This window comes from Cryobacterium sp. TMT3-29-2 (assembly GCF_004564305.1).
GTDB classification, from domain to species: domain Bacteria; phylum Actinomycetota; class Actinomycetes; order Actinomycetales; family Microbacteriaceae; genus Cryobacterium; species Cryobacterium sinapicolor.
Genome location: NZ_SOGK01000071.1, coordinates 1 through 15,801 on the forward strand (window position 1 = coordinate 1; position 15,801 = coordinate 15,801).

Here is a 15,801-nt window from a genome sequence, read left to right on the forward strand (position 1 = left end):
CACGCCGGCAGCCGCGGGCGGCCCGGGCCGCGACGCGGCGGATCGGGCCGGGGGTTCGGGCGCGGGCGGCGTCGGAGGAGGGGACGAGGAGAATCCGCGGCTGGCCATTCCGCCAGCTTAGATTTGCGGGCTGTGAGTCCTCCCGCAATGGCCCTTGATGGCCGGGGTGATCGGGTTTATCGTCCCTGTGTCCACGCTCAACCGGAGGAGAACCCATGCTTGGTCCCATCGAAATCCTGGTCGTCGAATTCCCCGGAAACAGGTTCACGGGCGAGATCATGCCGGCGCTGAACGACCTCGTCGATGCCGAAACGATCAGCATCGTCGACGGTCTGTTCGTGATGAAGGATGCCGAAGGAACGATCACCTATTCGGAATTCGAGGAACTCGGCGCCAGCGTCGATGCGTCGGCGCTCACCGAGGTCATGGACACGATCAACGGCCTCCTCTCCGACGACGATGTGCAGGAGCTCGCGGCGAAGCTGGACGACAACTGCTCGGCGGCGATCCTGGTCTTCGAACACACCTGGATCAAGCCCCTGCGGGACGCCATCGTGAATTCCGGCGGGATACTCGTCGACACCGTCCGGATCCCCGGAATGGTGGTCGAGGAAGTGCTCGAGGCTCTCGCCGAGGGCGACACCGACACGGACTAGCTCCGCCGCCCGCAGCAGACCTGACCAGCACACAATCTGAGACCGGCCCGGCGTGTCCGGGCCCGATGAAAGGAACACAATGCCTCGACGAATGGGCCGACCCGGCCTGGTAGGCACCATGGCCCGCACCGCCGTGGTAGCCGGAACAGCGACCGCGGTCGCCGGCAACGTGAGCCGGCGCCAGCAGGGCAAAGCGGACCAGCAGGCCGCCGAGCAGCAGGCCGTAGCCGACCAGCAGTACCGGCAGCAGGCCGCGGCCGAGCAGCAGTACCAGCAGCAGGCGGAGCCCGCGCCGGCCGCCGACGACCTGGGCGCGCAGATCGAGCGGCTGGCCACCCTGAAAACGGCCGGCGTCATCAGCGAGGCCGAGTTCTCGGCGGCGAAGGCCAAACTCCTCGGGATCTGACCCCCGGCCGCCGGGTGCGGAGCGGACGCCCAGTGGAATAGGGCAGGATCGAAGGATCATGGCAACCCTCACCGCTCTCCCGCACGTCACCGATCCCGATGTGCTGTTCGAGGCCTTCGAAACGTGGGCGGGTGAGCAGGGACTGTCCCTCTACCCCGCTCAGGAGGAAGCCCTGATCGAGATCGTCTCCGGGGCGAACCTGATCCTGAGCACCCCGACCGGCACCGGCAAGTCCCTGGTCGCCGTCGGCGCGCACTTCGCCGCGCTCTCGGCCGGCAAGCGCACCTTTTACACGGCGCCGATCAAGGCCCTCGTCAGCGAGAAGTTCTTCGCGCTGGTGGAGATCTTCGGCGCCGAGAACGTGGGCATGATGACCGGGGACTCATCGGTCAACGCGGACGCCCCGATCATCTGCTGCACGGCCGAGATCCTCGCCAACCTCGCCCTGCGTAACGGTGAGGACACCCCCGTCGACCAGGTCGTGATGGACGAGTTCCACTTCTACGGCGACCCCGATCGTGGCTGGGCCTGGCAGGTGCCGCTGCTCCTGCTGCCCGGGGTTCAGTTCATCTTGATGTCGGCGACCCTCGGCGACGTCACCTTCATCGCCGACGACCTGTCCCGCCGCACCCGGCGGCCCACCGCGGTCGTCACGGGAGTGGAACGGCCCGTGCCGCTGCACTACTACTACGAGACCACGCCCGTGCACGAGACCGTGGAGGAACTGCTGAAGACCGGGCAGGCCCCGATCTACATCGTGCACTTCGCGCAGGCGGCCGCGCTCGAACGGGCCCAGGCGCTCAGCAGCGTCAAGGTGGCCACCAAGGATCAGAAGGAGGCGATCGCCGAACTGATCGGCGAATTCCGCTTCACGACGAGTTTCGGCAAGACCCTGTCCCGGCTGATCCGGATGGGTATCGGCGTGCACCACGCAGGCATGCTGCCCAAGTACCGCCGCCTGGTCGAGCAGCTCGCCCAGCGCGGCCTGCTCCGCGTCATCTGCGGCACCGACACCCTCGGCGTGGGCATCAACGTGCCGATCCGCACCGTGCTCTTCACCGCGCTCACCAAGTACGACGGCGTCAAGATGCGCCAGCTCAACGCCCGCGAGTTCCACCAGATCGCGGGCCGCGCGGGCCGGGCCGGCTACGACACGGCCGGAACGGTGGTCATCCAGGCGCCGGACCACGAGACCGACAACCTCAAGGCCATCGAGAAGGCCGGCGACGACCCCAAGAAGAAGCGCAAGATCATCCGCAAGAAGGCGCCCGAGGGTTTCGTCTCCTGGGGTGAGCCCTCGTTCCAGCGGCTCGTAGCCGCCGAGCCCGAAACCATGCACTCGAGCATGCAGATGACCGCGGCGATGCTGATCAACGTGATCGGTCGCGGCGGCGACGCGTTCGGCCACGTCCACGCGCTGATCTTCGACAACCACGAACCCTGGAAGCGCCAGCTCGCGCACGCCCGGCGTGCCCTGGGCATCTACAAGACCCTGCGGTCGGCCGGGATCGTCGAGCAGAGCGCGACCGGGGACATCCGTCTGACCGTTGAATTGCAGCCGAATTTCGCCCTCAACCAGCCTTTGTCGCCCTTCGCGCTCGCCGCGTTCGACCTGCTCGACGCCGACCCCGACGTGGCCGGGCCTGGCAGCGGCCACTACGCCCTCGACATGATGTCCATCGTCGAGGCCACCCTCGACGACCCGCGTCCGGTGCTGATGGGCCAGCAGTTCGCGGCCCGCGGCGAGGCCGTGAACGCCATGAAACGCGAGGGCATCGAATACGACGAGCGGATGGCGCTGCTCGAGGAGATCACCTGGCCGAAGCCGCTCGAGGAGTTGCTGGACTACACCTTCACCACCTACAAGGAATCCCAGCCGTGGATCGCCGACTTCGAGCTCAGCCCGAAGACGGTCGTGCGGGACATGTACGAGCGGGCCATGTCGTTCGGCGAGTTCGTGGCGTTCTACAAGCTCGCCCGGAGCGAGGGCGTCGTGCTGCGCTACCTCTCGGACGCCTACCGGGCCGCCCGGCAGACCATCCCCGACGACGCCAAGACGGAGGACCTGCTCGACCTGATCGAATGGCTGGGCGAGCTGGTGCGCCAGGTCGACTCGAGCCTGCTCGACGAGTGGGAGGAACTCATCCACCCGGACCTGACCGTGCACGCGGGTGCGGCTCAGTCGGTGCTGCCGCCCGCGCCGCGCCGCCTGACCACCAATGCGCGCGCGTTCCGGATACTGGTGCGCAACGAGCTCTTCCGCCGGGTGCAGCTGGCCGCGCTCGAGAACTACGACGCGCTGGGCGAACTGGACCGAGAGCACGGTTTCCACGCGGATGCCTGGGGCGACGCCATGGACGGCTACTACGCCGAACACGATGAGTTGCTGACCGGGGCGAATGCGCGCAGCGCTGGCCTGATCATCTTCGACGAGGGCGCATCCGTCTGGACCGTGCGACAGATCTTCGACGACCCGGCGGGGGACCACGACTGGGGCATCAGCGCCACGGTCGACCTGGCCGACTCCGACGAGCTCGGCGCCGCCGTCGTGCGGGTCACCGGGGTGAACCGGCCGTAGGGACGCGGACGGAAGCGGCCGCGGGAGTACCGTGGGAGTATGACGCCGTCCCCAGCATCCGTCGCCCCCATCCGCACCGGACTGATCGGGTTCGGCACGTCCGGGCGCGTGTTCCACAGCCCGCTCCTCGCCGCGAACCCCGAGTTCTCGCTTGACCTGATCGTGACCCGTGACCCGGCGCGGCGCGAGCTGGCCGGCGGGCGGCACCCGGGTGTTCGCCTGGTGCCGACCGCGGACGACCTGTTCGCCGCCGCCGACGACCTGGACCTGGTCGTGATCGGCTCGCCCTCGGGCACGCACGTCGAGCTCGCCCACGCGGCCCTCGACGCCGGGCTCGCCGTGGTCGTCGACAAGCCGTTCGCGGTGACTCCCCGGGAGGGCCGCGGCCTGATCGAGAAGGCCGAGCGTCTCGGTCTGCTGCTCACCGTCTTCCAGAACCGGCGCTGGGACGGCGACTTCCTCACCCTGCGCGGCGTAATCGCCGCGGGGGCGTTGGGCGAGGTTCGCCGATTCGAGTCCCGGTTCGAGTGGTGGAAGCCCGAGCAGACCAAGCAGTGGAAGGTCGGCGCGACCATCCAGCAGGGCGGCGGGGTGCTGTTCGACCTCGGCGCGCACCTGATCGACCAGGCCCTGGCGCTGTTCGGTCCGGTCGACGGCGTCTACGCGGAGACCGTGACGCGACGGCCGGGAGGGGCCGCCGACGACGACACCTTCGTGGCGCTGCACCACGGGTCGGGGGTGCGCTCGCACCTGTGGATGAACGGCATCGCCGCCCAGGTCGGCCCGCGCTTCCACGTGCTCGGCTCCGAATCCGGCTACACCAAGTGGGGACTCGACGGCCAGGAGGCCGCCCTCGCTGCCGGGGCGCGCCCGACCGACCCGGGTTTCGGGGTCGATCCGGAGTCCGCCTGGGGCATGCTCGGACGTGACGGGTCGCTGACCCGGGTGCCGGCCGAACGCGGCAACTACGCGGCGTTCTACACCGGTCTCGCCGACGCCATCCTGCGCGGGGCCCCGGTGCCCGTGGACCCGCGTGAGTCGCTGCGTACGATCGCCCTGATCGAGCGCATCAACCTGCTGACCCACTAGCCGGGTCAGTCCCGGCCCCTCCGTCGCGGTATCCCCGGTCGGTCACGATCGGCCGCACCCGTGGGTGCCGTGCAGCGCTGCGCGGCACGGGGTGGCGGAGCGCAGCGCCGTTCCGGTGGCGTGCCCGGCCGGTGGCGTGCTGTGCCGTGCCGGAGGGGTGCCGTGCCGGAGGAGTGCCGTGCCGGAGGGGTGCCGTGCCGGAGGGGTGCCGTGCCGGAGGGGTGCCGTGCCGGAGGGGTGCCGTGCCGGAGGGGTGCCGTGCCGGAGGGGTGCCGTGCCGGAGGCGAACGAATTCGACGGAGATTTTCGGGAAAACGCACCGTAGCGGCGTGTTCAGGGCCGGACTTGGCAAAATCTCCGTCGAATTCGTTCGGGGCGGAGGCGTTACAGGGCCTCGCTCGCGGTGCCGTCCGTGCCATCCGGGACGTCGGCATCCGTGCCCGCACCGGTGTCGGTGCCATCCGGGCCGGGGTCGGTGTCGTCGTCCGCGTGGTCGTGCGCTTTTCGGGGTTCGCCGGGGTGTCAGTCGAGTCGCCGGGGTCGGGCGTCGAGGTGGCGCTCGGGACATCCGTCGGGGTGGATGCGGAACTGACCTGGGTCAGGCGGAACGCTCCGGCGCCGAGCACGGAACCGACGATGGCGGTGCCGACGAGTGCTTTCTGAAGCTTCTTCATGGGGACTCCACTTCTGTGCCGCCCCGACGTTCGAGGCGTGTCATCACTGTTGGGGAGTCGGCTATCGGGGCCCTATCGGGAAGCTGGGAAAGTGCCGCCGGAGGTGCTACCCGGTGGTGGTCCAGTCGAGGTTGATCACGTCCCGGATATAGATGTCCTCGCCCAGGCCCGACACCGAGGGGTTCATGCGCAGCAGCTGCTGCACCGGCAGGTCGAACCGTTGTGCGATGGCGAAGAAGTCGTCGCCCTCCAGCACAGAGTAGCTGCTCGGGGCACCCGCGCCGTCGGTGACAGGGGCGCCGGCGGCACCGACGGCGGCACCTAGGTCGACGGCCGGGCCCTCAGGCAGCGGCTCGGCCGGCACGGCCTCGGCGTTGGGCGTGATGGTCGGATCCGGCGCGACGACGGCCTCGGGTACGGATGTCGGCGTCGGCGTCGGCGTGGGCGTCGGGGTGGGCGTCACGGTCACGGTCGCGGTGACCACCGGGGCCGGGGCGCCGGCGCAACCGGCCAGGGCGAGCGGCAGCAGCAGCAGGGCGGCCAGAGCGGCCCGGGCCGCTGGGTGGGCGGGTGTCGGTCGAGCAGAATTCATCGGATGTCCCCCTCAAAGAAAGCGCCGCTCGATCCCCCGAGCGGATGCTGCCAGTTTAGGCCGCGGGTGGCGGTGTCAGCATTCGATCACATTGACCGCGAGCCCACCCTCGCTGGTCTCCTTGTACTTGGTCGACATGTCCAGGCCGGTCTGGCGCATGGTTTCGATCACGGCGTCGAGGGAGACGAGGTGCGTGCCGTCGCCGTGCAGGGCCAGCCGGGCGGCCGACACGGCCGTCGAGGAGGCGATGGCGTTGCGCTCGATGCAGGGCACCTGCACGAGCCCGCCGACGGGGTCGCAGGTGAGGCCCAGGTGGTGCTCCATCGCGATCTCGGCCGCGTTCTCCACCTGCCGCGGCGTACCGCCGAGCACGGCGCAGAGGGCGCCGGATGCCATGGCGCAGGCGGAACCGACCTCGGCCTGGCAGCCGCCCTCCGCCCCGGAGATGGAGGCGTTGGCTTTGACGAGCGAACCGATGGCGACGGCGGTGAGTAGATAGCGACGGATGCCCGCGGCATCCGCTCCGGGTACGAAGCGCAGGTAGTAGTGGCCGACCGCGGGGATGATGCCGGCCGCGCCGTTGGTGGGGGCGGTGACCACGCGGCCTCCGGCGGCGTTCTCCTCGTTGACGGCAAGGGCGAAGGCGTGCAACCACTCGGTCGAGGTGTCGCGTTCGCGCAGCGGCAACCGGTCATATTCCTCAAGCTGCATGCGTATCGCGGCGGCGCGGCGCTTGACGCGGAGGCCGCCAGGGAGGGTGCCAGTGGCCGCGAGCCCGGCCTCCACGCAGACGTGCATGGCGTCCCAGATAGCGTCAAGGCCGGCGTCGAGCGCCGCGGCCCCGTGGATCGCCTCCTCGTTGGCGCGGGCGATGTCGCAGATGGCGACGTCGTCGAGATCGCAGAGGGCGAGGAGTTCGGCGCTGGAGGAATACTGCCTCGGCTGCGGTGCGCACCGGCCGGGGCCGATCGGGTCGCCGTCGCGGCGGATGAAACCGCCGCCGATCGAGTACCAGGTCTCTTCCAGCAGGGGGAGGCCGTCGTGGCCCCAGGCCGTCAGCGTCAGCGCATTGGGGTGACCGGGCAACCGGGTGCGTGCCTCGAAGGCGACATCGTCCTTGCGGACCGGAATGGGATGGCTGCCGCCGAGCAGGAGCACGGCGTCGTCGGCCAGGCCGGACCAGGCAGAGCGTACGGCATCTGGGTCGCAGGTCTCGGGGCGCAGCCCGGCGAGGCCGGCCAGCACCGCGTCGGGTGTGCCGTGCCCGAGCCCGGTGGAGCCGAGCGAGCCGTACAGGGAGCAGCTGATCCGGGCCACCTCGGAGAGTCGACCACCGTCGCGGAGGTGGTCGGCGAAGGTGAGCGCCGCCCGCATCGGGCCGACCGTGTGGGAGCTGGAGGGGCCGATTCCAATGGAGAAGAGGTCGAGTGCCGACACATACGCAGTCATCGCACCATCGTAACCGTGACCCGGTGCCACGCCGGGGCACGGTCAGCGGATGGTCGTGCGCGCCGTGATCTGGCCGGTGTCGAACCCGAGGAGGTGCAGCCCGCCGTGGAACCGGGCGTGCTCGATCTTGATGCAACGGTCCATCACCACGGTGAGGCCCTTCGATTCACCGTATTCGGCGGCCTCCTGGTTCCAGATACCGAGTTGCACCCAGACGGTGGGGGCACCAATGGCGAGAACCTCGTCGATCACGGCGGGGATGTCGCCGGCCCGGCGGAAGACGTCGACGATGTCGGGCACCTCGGGCAGCGACGCGAGGTCGGGGTACGCCGTTTCGCCGAGGATGGTCTTCGCGTTCGGGTTGACGAAGTACACCCGGTAGTCGCTCGACTGCTGCAGGTAGGTGCCCACGAAATAGCTGGAGCGGGCCGGGTTCGGCGACGCGCCGACGATGGCGATCGACTTCGCCGCCCGCAGGATCTTCAACCGGGCCTTGGCGTCGGGGCCTTCCCAGGTGCGCTGGGATTTCAGCAGCTTCGCGAGCGGGGAACCGGTGGGAACCGAGCAGCTGAGCCCGTTGGCGAGGTGCACGGTGTCATGTGCGGTGGCAGCCGTGGCCGGGGTGGTGCCGGAGACGGTGTCGCTGTTCAGCTGATGCCCGCTCATTTGGCGCCCGCGATCCGGCCGAGAGCCTGGTCGAGATCGTAGATGATGTCCTCGACGTCTTCGATGCCCACGCTGATGCGCACGAGGCCGGGCAGGACGCCGGCGTCCACGAGCTGGGTCTCGTTCAACTGCGCGTGGGTGGTGGAGGCCGGGTGGATGACCAGGGTCTTGGCGTCTCCGATGTTGGCGAGGTGGCTGGCCAGGTCGACCGATTCGATGAAGCTGCGCCCGGCGTCGCGGCCGCCCGTGACCCCGAAGCTGAAAACCGAGCCGGGACCCTTCGGCAGGTATTTGAGGCCGCGCTGGTAGTGCGGATGGGCCGGCAGCCCGGCCCAGTTGACGAAGTCGATCCTCGGGTCCGCGTCGAGCCATTCGGCCACGACGCGTGCGTTGTCCACGTGCGCCTGCATGCGGAACGGCAGCGTCTCGACGCCCTGCGCGAGCAGGAACGCGGAGTGCGGGGAGAGGGCCGGCCCGATGTCGCGCAGCTGCTCGGCGCGCAGCCGGGTGAGGAAGGCGTACTCGCCGAAGTTGCCGGCCCACTCGAGGCCGCCGTAGCTGGGCACCGGCTCGCCGAAGAGCGGGAACTTGTCGCTGTGCCAGTTGAAGCGTCCGCTCTCGACGACGACTCCACCGAGCGTGGTACCGTGCCCGCCGAGGAATTTGGTGGCGGAGTGGATCACGATGTCGGCGCCCCACTCGATCGGCCGGGTCAGGTAGGGCGTGGCGATGGTCGAGTCGATCACCAGGGGGATCCCGGCCGCGTGGGCGACGGCGGCGAGCCCCTCGATATCGGCGACCTCGCCGGACGGGTTGGCCACCGTCTCGGCGAAGATCAACTTGGTCTTCTCGGTGATCGCGGCGGCGTAGTCGGCCGGATCCGCGCTCCGCACGAACGTCGTCTCGACCCCGAAACGGCGCAGGGTCACGTCGAGCTGGGTGATCGAGCCGCCGTAGAGGTTCGCGCTGGAGACGATGTGATCGCCCGAGCCGGCGAGGCTGGCGAAGGTGATGTACTGCGCGGAGAGGCCGCTGGCGGTGGCGACGGCGCCGAGTCCGCCCTCGAGGCTGGCCACGCGTTCTTCGAATGCCGCCACGGTCGGGTTCGAGAGGCGGGAGTAGACGTTGCCGTACTTCTGTAGGGCGAACCGGGCCGCGGCATCCTTCGTGTCATCAAAGACGAATGCGCTGGTCTGGTAGATCGGCAGGGCCCGGGCGCCGGTGACGGCGTCGGGGATGTTGCCTGCGTGGATTGCCCGGGTCTTGAAACCGTACTCGCGATCTGCCATGGCCTTACGTTAGCGAGGATCGGCGGGCGTTCAGTCCGGGGGCGTAACAGTACGAAACGGATGTCGCCGTGGTTCGTCCTTGCTGCCCCTGCTTCGGGCTGTCGGGCAGGATGGGGGCATGGAAGAGAGCGTGGAGACGGTCGTCATCGGCGGCGGGGCGATGGGGTCGGCGACGGCCTGGCAGCTGGCGCGGCGGGGCCGACCGGTCACCGTGCTGGAGCGGTTCGAACCCGGGCACGTCAACGGCGCTTCGCATGGCGCCTCCCGCAATTTCAACACCGCCTACGCGGAACCGACCTACGTGTCAATGCTCGCCGAGGCGCTGCCGCTGTGGCGCGAGCTGGAAGCCGAGACGCAGAGCGGCCTGCTCAGCCAGGTCGGCGTCGTCAACCACGGGGCGAATCCGTCGTTCGACCGGGTGGCGGCCGCGTTGTCCCGGGTAGGCCTGGGCGCCGAGTTCCTCGCGCCGGAGGCCGCGGCCGAACGCTGGCCGGGCATCCGCTTCGATGGCCGGGTGCTGTTCGCCCCCGACGCGGGTCGGGTGAACGCGGATGCCGCGGTCGCCGCCCTGCAGGCCGCCGCGGTCGTCGCCGGCGCCGACGTGCGGCACGGGGTGCGCGTGTTGCGGCTCGAGGTGCAGGGCGAGGACCGGGTACGCGTGACCCACGAGTTCGGCACGGTGCTTGCCCGCCGCGTCGTCGTCACGGTCGGCGCGTGGACCGGCGGCCTGCTGGCCGGGGTGGTGCCGTTGCCGCGCCTCACCGTGACGCAGGAGCAGCCGGCGCACTTCGCCCTGCGCGACGGCTCCCCGGCCGCCGCCGCGCGCGCCGAGACCGAGTGGCCCGGCTTCAACCACTCACCGGCCTGGTCCGACCCGCGCTACGGCTACTGGTACTCGCCGGTCTACGGCATGTACACGCCCGGCCAGGGGATCAAGGCGGGCTGGCACGGCGTGGGGCCCGGCACCGATCCGGATGCGCGCAGCTTCCGACCCGAGCCCGTTCAACTGGCCGGCCTGGCGCGTTATGTGCGGGAGTGGCTGCCCGGCGCCGACCCCGGGGCGCTCGAACCGGTCAGCTGCACCTACACGACGACAGTCGACGAAGACTTCGTGCTGGACCGGGTGGGCCCGGTGATCGTGGGTGCCGGCTTCAGCGGCCACGGCTTCAAGTTCACGCCGGTGGTGGGGCGAATCCTCGCGGACCTGGCAACGGATGCCGCCGCCGCGTCGCCGCTCTTCGCCCTGAACCGGGCGCCGAACGCCGATGCCGGCGGCTGGCTCGCACGCCGCTAAGCTGAGCGGCCGGTCCGACGTTGAACCAATTCGACGGAGATTTTAAGCACAGAGCCCGATTCCGGGCTGTTTTGCGCCATTTCCCGGAAAATCTCCGTCGAATTCGTTCGGGTCGAAGCGGCTAGGGCCGGCTATGCGCGGCTTGGCGCGGCCTGGACCGGGCGGTAGCCGCTCAGGGCAGCTGCACGGCCAGGAAGGCGAGTCCGGCGATCAGCGTCCACGAGGTCAGACCCACGCCGAGGGCCTTGCCCCCGGTGCGCCGGATGGACCGGAGGTTCACCGCAGCGCCGAGCCCGAAGAGCGCGATCGCGAGCAGGGAGGTCTGCACGGTGTCCGCGCCGACCAGCACGGCTCCCGGCAGCGGCACGAACGTGCGCACGAGCACGGCGACCAGGAACCCGACGACAAACAGCGGCATGATCGGCGGACGGAACGCGGGGGCATCCGTCACCGAGGCGACACGCGTCTCGCGGCGACGTTCGCCGACTGCGGCGACGGCGACGAGGGGTGCGAGCAGCAGCACCCGGGTGAGCTTCACGACCACGGCCACGGCGAGCGCAGCCGGCCCGGCGACCTGCGCGGTCGCGACCACCTGGCCGACGTCGTGCACGCCCGCGCCGACCCAGTGCCCGAACTGCAGTTCGGTCAGGCCAAGCGGATGCCACAGCGCAGGCAGCACCGCGATGGCCAGCGTGCCGCAGAGGGTGACCAAGGCGATCGGGGTGGCGGTGTCGGCATCCTTCGCCTTGACCACCCCGCTCATCGCGCCGATCGCTGAAGCCCCGCAGATCGAGAAGCCGGTGGCGATCAGGATCGGCTGGCGCCCGGGCAGGCGAACCGCGCGGCCGAGCCAGTACGTGCCGACGAAGGTGATCAGCACGATCAGCACGGTGGTCAGGATCGTAACCCAGCCGAGGCCCAGGATGTCCACCAGGCTCAACTTCAGGCCGAGCAGCACGATGCCGATGCGCATGAACCGGCTCGCCGCGAGCTTCAGGCCCGGGGCGAGGATCCCGGTCACCGCCCGGCGGGCGGGCGGAAGATTGCCGGCGACGATTCCGAAGACCACCGCGAGGGTGAGCAGTGGAAGTGCGGGGAAGAGAGCGTGCACCGTTGCGGCGAGAAGCGCGGCGGCGGCCGCGACGAGCACCCCGGGCAGCCACATTCGGGCAAGTTTACGCGCGGATGTCCCGCCGCGCGTCGCCGAACCGTCGCCGAACCGACGAAAAAGGGGGGCGGACCCTTCCGCACCCCCCGCCGTGCCTGTCGGTTCGGTTCTATCGGTGGTGGAACCGGGCGACCATCGGGCAGTCGAACGGGTCGCGGGCGCCGAGTCCGACCTTGTTCAAGTAGGCGATGACGATGCCGTACGACTCGAAGAGCGACGTCTCCGTGTAAAGGATGTTGTGCGACTTGCAGTACTCCTTGGTGATCTCCTGCGCCTTGCGCAGGTGCGGCCGGGCCATGTTCGGGAACAGGTGGTGCTCGACCTGGTAGTTCAGACCGCCCATGAACGTGTCCATGAACGTGCCGCCGCGGATGTTGCGGGAGGTCAGCACCTGGCGGCGCAGGAAGTCCACCTTGCTCTCGTGGGGAAGCTGCGGCATGCCCTTGTGGTTCGGCGCGAAGGACGCGCCCATGTAGACGCCGAAGACGGCCAGCTGCACGCCGATGAACGCGAACGCCATGCCGAGGGGCAGGAAGTAGAAGATCACGGCGACGTAGAGAACGATGCGGGTGGACAGCATGCTGATCTCAAGCCAGCGCTTGTCGACCTTCTTCTTGCCGAAGACGGTCTTGAAGCCCTGCACGTGCAGGTTGAATCCTTCGGCCATCAGCAGTGGGAAGAAGAGGTAACCCTGCTTGCGGGTGACGAACGAGCCGATCCAGCTGACCTTCGCGGCGTCTTCCTCGCGGAACACGATGAAGTCGGGGGCGATGTCGGGGTCCTTGCCGATGACGTTCGGGTTGGCGTGGTGACGGCTGTGCTTGTTCATCCACCAGGCGTAGCTGATGCCGACGAACAGGTTGGCGAGGATGCGCCCGGCGCGGTCATTCGCGCGGCCACCCTCGAACACCTGACGGTGCGACGCCTCATGGGCGAGAAACGCGTACTGGGTGAGGATGATTCCGAGCACGCCGGCGACGATGAGCTGGTACCAGCTATCGCCGAGCAGCACGAAGGCGGTCCCGGTTCCCAGGGTGGCGAGGACGAGCATGGAGAAGACGAACCAGTAGAAACCGGTGGCACGTTTCAGCAGGCCAAGGTTGCGCACGGTGTGCAGCAGCGATGAATACTCGGTGGTGGGGTTTTTCGAATCGCCACCCGGGCGGGTCTTGACAATACGCACCGTGGGTGCGGCAACAGCTTCCGACATGAGGCCTTTGGTTTGTATTCGGACTTCTCAGCCGGTGGTAGAGCAAACACTCGTGAAACAGATACTTGTATCCTATGGGCCGCACCCCGTCGGGAAGGGAGTTTTCACACCGCTTTCCCAGTCGCTATATGCCCACAGAGGCATATGAGTGGCATTCAGTTTCCCGGAAGTGCACGTGAATGTCAGCGCCAGCTGGGCAGCCAAATGTGCAGCTGCCAGAACGGGAACGGGGTTTGGATGCCGGTCCAGAGCGGGTAGAAATAGGCGCTGATGAGCGCGGCCGCCACCAGGAAGCCGACCACGACCCAGCGTGCCCTGGGGAGGAGGAGACCGAGCACGAAAGTGAGGCCGAGGAGCAGGTACGGCTCGAACGCGATCGTGTAGAACTGGAACACCGTGCGGTTCAGATACATCAGCCACGGCAGGTAGCCGGCGACCAGCCCCATCAGGATCAAACCGACCTGCCACTCGCGGTAGCGCGCCAGCCGGTACCCGAGGTAGACGAGCGCCGCCGTGGCCGCCCACCAGATCAGCGGGTTCGCGATGCCGGAGATCGCCTCGGAGCAGGTGGTGACGTCGCATCCGTTCTCGCCCAGCGACGACCCGCGGTAGTACATGCTGGTCGGGCGGGTCATGAACAACCAGGTCAGCGGGTTCGCCTGGTACGGATGCGGCGTGGACAGCCCCACGTGATAGGTGTATGCCGCCATCTGGTAGTGCCAGAAGCTCTGCACGGTGTCGGGCACCCAAGCCAGGGTGCCCGTCCAAGCTGCCCCGGGCGTGGTCGCCCAGTCGCGGTAGTAGCCTCCCTGGGTGACGAACCAGCCGGTCCAGGAGACCAGGTAGGTGGCGACGGAGACCGGAACGATCAACAGGAATGTCGCCGGCGCCTGCTTGAGCACGGCGGCGCTCAGCCAGAACGGGAGCCCGGCACGCCGCCGGGCGAGGGCGTCGACGACGATCAGGTAGACGCCGAAGGCAGCCAGGAAGTAGATGCCCGACCACTTGACGCTGCAGGCGAGTCCGAAGGCGAGGCCGGCCGCGAGCAGCCAGGGCCGCCACCACAGGGTCGGCCCCCACCCCGGGTCCCGCCCGGCGTCTCGCGCCTGCGTGAGGCGGAGGGTCAGCCGGTTGGCGTGCCAGTCCCGGTCGAGCAGCACGGCGCCGAATCCGAGGAGCGTGAAGAACATCACGGAGTTGTCCAGCAGGGCCACGCGCGACATCACGATGGCGTTGCCGTCAATGGCGAAGAGGAACCCGGCGATCACGGCCAGCACGGTCGACCGGAACAGCCTCTGGGCGATCAGCATCACCAGCACGACCGCGAGTACGCCGATCAGGGCGGTGGCGATCCGCCAGCTCCAGCTGTGTTCGGTTCCGCCGAACGCCATGCCCAGGGCGATCAGCCATTTTCCGAGCGGTGGATGCACCACGAACGACGGGTCGGACAGGAAGACGTCGGTCTGCCCGGCGGCGAAGAGGGCATCCGCTCCCTCGGGCCAGGTCGACTCGTAGCCAAGGTTGAAAAGGGTCCAGGCGTCCTTGACGTAGAAGGTCTCGTCGAACACCAGCGAATGCGGCGCACCCAGGTTCCAGAGTCGCAGCACCGCCGCGAGCAGGGTCACCGCCAGCGGTCCGGCCCAGCGGAAAACGCGGCTTGTCAGGAACACGTGACCATCGTAGTGAGCCGGGGCTGCGAGACTGGGACCATGATCCTCCTGGCAGCCACCCCGATCGGAAACCTGGGCGACGCGTCGGCGCGTCTGATCGAGGCGCTCGGCACGATGACGGTCATCGCAGCCGAGGACACCCGGGTGACCGTGCACCTTCTGAAGGCGCTGGGCATCGAGAACCGCCCGCGGCTGATCAGCCTGCACGACCACAACGAGCGCGGCAAGGCGGCCGAGCTCGTCGAACTCGCCCGCGACACCGACATCCTGGTGCTCAGCGACGCGGGGATGCCGACGGTGTCCGACCCCGGTTTCCACCTGGTGGACGCCGCGGTGGCGGCCGGCGTCGTTGTGTCCGTGCTGCCAGGGCCGTCGGCCGTTCTTGCCGCGCTGGCCGTGTCCGGGCTGCCGACGGACCGGTTCACCTTCGAGGGCTTCCTCCCGCGCAAGCACGGAGACCGGGTCTCGGCCCTGCGGGAGGTGTCTTCGGAACGGCGCACCATGGTCTTCTTCGAATCGCCCAACCGGCTGGCGGCCTCCCTGACCGATCTGGCCGCTGTGCTCGGCGCCGAGCGCCGCGTCGTGGTCTGCCGCGAGCTGACCAAGTTCTATGAAGAAGTGAAGCGGGGCACGGCCACCGAGCTGGCCGAGTGGGCCGCCGCCGGGGTCAAGGGCGAGATTGCCATCGTGGTCGCCGGGGCCGAGGCGCGCGTACTGGACCTGGAGACCGGGGTGGCCGAGGTGCTCGCACTGGTGGAGTCGGGCATCCGTCTCAAGGATGCCGCCGCCGATGTGTCCGCCGCCTCCGGGCTCGGCAAGCGCGCCCTCTACGAGGCGGCGCTGGAGCAGAAGACGGGCAGGCCCGCCGCGGTCCGCACGGACTTCCAGGCCCTTCCGCTGCCCTGACGTTCCCGCTCGCTCCCAACCAATTCGACGGAGATTGTGCTCTCAGCCCTCTGCGTCAAGCTGCTTGTGAGTCACTTCACAAGCAGTAGGAGGCAAGGGAATGTCGATCAGCCCGGGGTTCAACGCGGCGGAGATCCGCGAGTTCGTCCATGAG

The 15,801-nt window shown here is 68.9% G+C and carries 14 protein-coding genes; 7 read left to right on the forward strand and 7 right to left on the reverse strand.

All coding sequences use genetic code 11. The annotated features are described in order from the left end of the window. The first annotated feature begins 215 nt into the window (after positions 1 to 215). The 5 genes from E3O67_RS08250 to E3O67_RS08270 all read left to right on the forward strand — a co-directional run bounded on the left by E3O67_RS08250 (position 216) and on the right by E3O67_RS08270 (position 5,392). Positions 216 to 656 carry a DUF6325 family protein gene (locus tag E3O67_RS08250; RefSeq protein ID WP_135102441.1) on the forward strand — a complete coding sequence of 147 codons (441 nt, stop codon included), beginning with the start codon at positions 216 to 218 and terminating at the stop codon, positions 654 to 656. Positions 657 to 735: 79 nt separating this feature from the next. Continuing rightward, a complete protein-coding gene (locus E3O67_RS08255) occupies positions 736 to 1,062 on the forward strand; it encodes an SHOCT domain-containing protein (protein ID WP_241982077.1) in 327 nt (108 codons plus the stop codon). 58 nt (positions 1,063 to 1,120) lie between these two features. After that, positions 1,121 to 3,640 carry an RNA helicase gene (locus E3O67_RS08260; protein WP_135102442.1) on the forward strand — a complete coding sequence of 840 codons (2,520 nt, stop codon included), beginning with the start codon at positions 1,121 to 1,123 and terminating at the stop codon, positions 3,638 to 3,640. A 39-nt stretch (positions 3,641 to 3,679) separates the two neighbouring features. Then, entirely contained in the window at positions 3,680 to 4,729 is a 1,050-nt protein-coding gene (locus tag E3O67_RS08265; protein ID WP_135102443.1) for a Gfo/Idh/MocA family oxidoreductase, read from the forward strand. Positions 4,730 to 5,074: 345 nt separating this feature from the next. Next, a complete protein-coding gene (locus E3O67_RS08270) occupies positions 5,075 to 5,392 on the forward strand; it encodes a hypothetical protein (protein WP_135102444.1) in 318 nt (105 codons plus the stop codon). Positions 5,393 to 5,509: 117 nt separating this feature from the next. Here E3O67_RS08270 and E3O67_RS08275 read toward each other — a convergent pair whose 3' ends face one another. The 4 genes from E3O67_RS08275 to E3O67_RS08290 form a co-directional block, all read right to left on the reverse strand. Continuing rightward, positions 5,510 to 5,995, reverse strand: a complete 486-nt coding sequence (locus E3O67_RS08275) for a LysM domain-containing protein (protein WP_134431422.1) — start codon at positions 5,993 to 5,995, stop codon at positions 5,510 to 5,512. A gap of 75 nt (positions 5,996 to 6,070) precedes the next feature. Beyond that, positions 6,071 to 7,444: an L-serine ammonia-lyase gene (locus tag E3O67_RS08280; RefSeq protein WP_134431425.1), complete on the reverse strand. Its 1,374-nt coding sequence runs from the start codon at positions 7,442 to 7,444 to the stop codon at positions 6,071 to 6,073. 42 nt (positions 7,445 to 7,486) lie between these two features. Continuing rightward, the gene (locus E3O67_RS08285) at positions 7,487 to 8,110 is read right to left on the reverse strand and encodes a CoA-binding protein (RefSeq protein ID WP_135102445.1); all 624 of its coding nucleotides are present in this window, start codon (positions 8,108 to 8,110) and stop codon (positions 7,487 to 7,489) included. Next, entirely contained in the window at positions 8,107 to 9,399 is a 1,293-nt protein-coding gene (locus tag E3O67_RS08290; protein WP_135102446.1) for an O-acetylhomoserine aminocarboxypropyltransferase/cysteine synthase family protein, read from the reverse strand. The genes E3O67_RS08285 and E3O67_RS08290 overlap by 4 nt, the downstream gene beginning before the upstream one ends. Positions 9,400 to 9,517: 118 nt before the next feature. On the opposite strand from E3O67_RS08290, the gene E3O67_RS08295 reads away from it, so the two are divergent. Further along, positions 9,518 to 10,693 carry an FAD-dependent oxidoreductase gene (locus E3O67_RS08295; RefSeq protein ID WP_135102447.1) on the forward strand — a complete coding sequence of 392 codons (1,176 nt, stop codon included), beginning with the start codon at positions 9,518 to 9,520 and terminating at the stop codon, positions 10,691 to 10,693. Between the two features lie 172 nt (positions 10,694 to 10,865). Here E3O67_RS08295 and E3O67_RS08300 read toward each other — a convergent pair whose 3' ends face one another. The 3 genes from E3O67_RS08300 to E3O67_RS08310 all read right to left on the reverse strand — a co-directional run bounded on the left by E3O67_RS08300 (position 10,866) and on the right by E3O67_RS08310 (position 14,741). Further along, the gene (locus tag E3O67_RS08300) at positions 10,866 to 11,858 is read right to left on the reverse strand and encodes a YeiH family protein (protein ID WP_135102448.1); all 993 of its coding nucleotides are present in this window, start codon (positions 11,856 to 11,858) and stop codon (positions 10,866 to 10,868) included. Positions 11,859 to 11,970: 112 nt separating this feature from the next. After that, a complete protein-coding gene (locus tag E3O67_RS08305; protein WP_134431440.1) occupies positions 11,971 to 13,071 on the reverse strand; it encodes an acyl-CoA desaturase in 1,101 nt (366 codons plus the stop codon). A 182-nt stretch (positions 13,072 to 13,253) separates the two neighbouring features. Next, complete coding sequence (locus E3O67_RS08310; RefSeq protein ID WP_135102449.1) at positions 13,254 to 14,741, reverse strand: dolichyl-phosphate-mannose--protein mannosyltransferase; 1,488 nt, start codon at positions 14,739 to 14,741, stop codon at positions 13,254 to 13,256. A 39-nt stretch (positions 14,742 to 14,780) separates the two neighbouring features. Here E3O67_RS08310 and rsmI point away from each other — a divergent pair, with 39 nt between their 5' ends. Then, positions 14,781 to 15,647, forward strand: a complete 867-nt coding sequence (gene rsmI, locus E3O67_RS08315) for a 16S rRNA (cytidine(1402)-2'-O)-methyltransferase (RefSeq protein WP_134431448.1) — start codon at positions 14,781 to 14,783, stop codon at positions 15,645 to 15,647. The last annotated feature ends 154 nt before the right edge of the window (positions 15,648 to 15,801 follow it).

Coding starts and splice junctions, on each gene's coding strand:
- E3O67_RS08250 (WP_135102441.1), top strand. CDS start 216: ATGCTTGGTCCCATCGAAATCCTGGTCGTCGAATTCCCCGGAAACAGG.
- E3O67_RS08255 (WP_241982077.1), top strand. CDS start 736: ATGCCTCGACGAATGGGCCGACCCGGCCTGGTAGGCACCATGGCCCGC.
- E3O67_RS08260 (WP_135102442.1), top strand. CDS start 1,121: ATGGCAACCCTCACCGCTCTCCCGCACGTCACCGATCCCGATGTGCTG.
- E3O67_RS08265 (WP_135102443.1), top strand. CDS start 3,680: ATGACGCCGTCCCCAGCATCCGTCGCCCCCATCCGCACCGGACTGATC.
- E3O67_RS08275 (WP_134431422.1), bottom strand. CDS start 5,995: ATGAATTCTGCTCGACCGACACCCGCCCACCCAGCGGCCCGGGCCGCT.
- E3O67_RS08280 (WP_134431425.1), bottom strand. CDS start 7,444: ATGACTGCGTATGTGTCGGCACTCGACCTCTTCTCCATTGGAATCGGC.
- E3O67_RS08285 (WP_135102445.1), bottom strand. CDS start 8,110: ATGAGCGGGCATCAGCTGAACAGCGACACCGTCTCCGGCACCACCCCG.
- E3O67_RS08290 (WP_135102446.1), bottom strand. CDS start 9,399: ATGGCAGATCGCGAGTACGGTTTCAAGACCCGGGCAATCCACGCAGGC.
- E3O67_RS08295 (WP_135102447.1), top strand. CDS start 9,518: ATGGAAGAGAGCGTGGAGACGGTCGTCATCGGCGGCGGGGCGATGGGG.
- E3O67_RS08300 (WP_135102448.1), bottom strand. CDS start 11,858: ATGTGGCTGCCCGGGGTGCTCGTCGCGGCCGCCGCCGCGCTTCTCGCC.
- E3O67_RS08305 (WP_134431440.1), bottom strand. CDS start 13,071: ATGTCGGAAGCTGTTGCCGCACCCACGGTGCGTATTGTCAAGACCCGC.
- rsmI (WP_134431448.1), top strand. CDS start 14,781: ATGATCCTCCTGGCAGCCACCCCGATCGGAAACCTGGGCGACGCGTCG.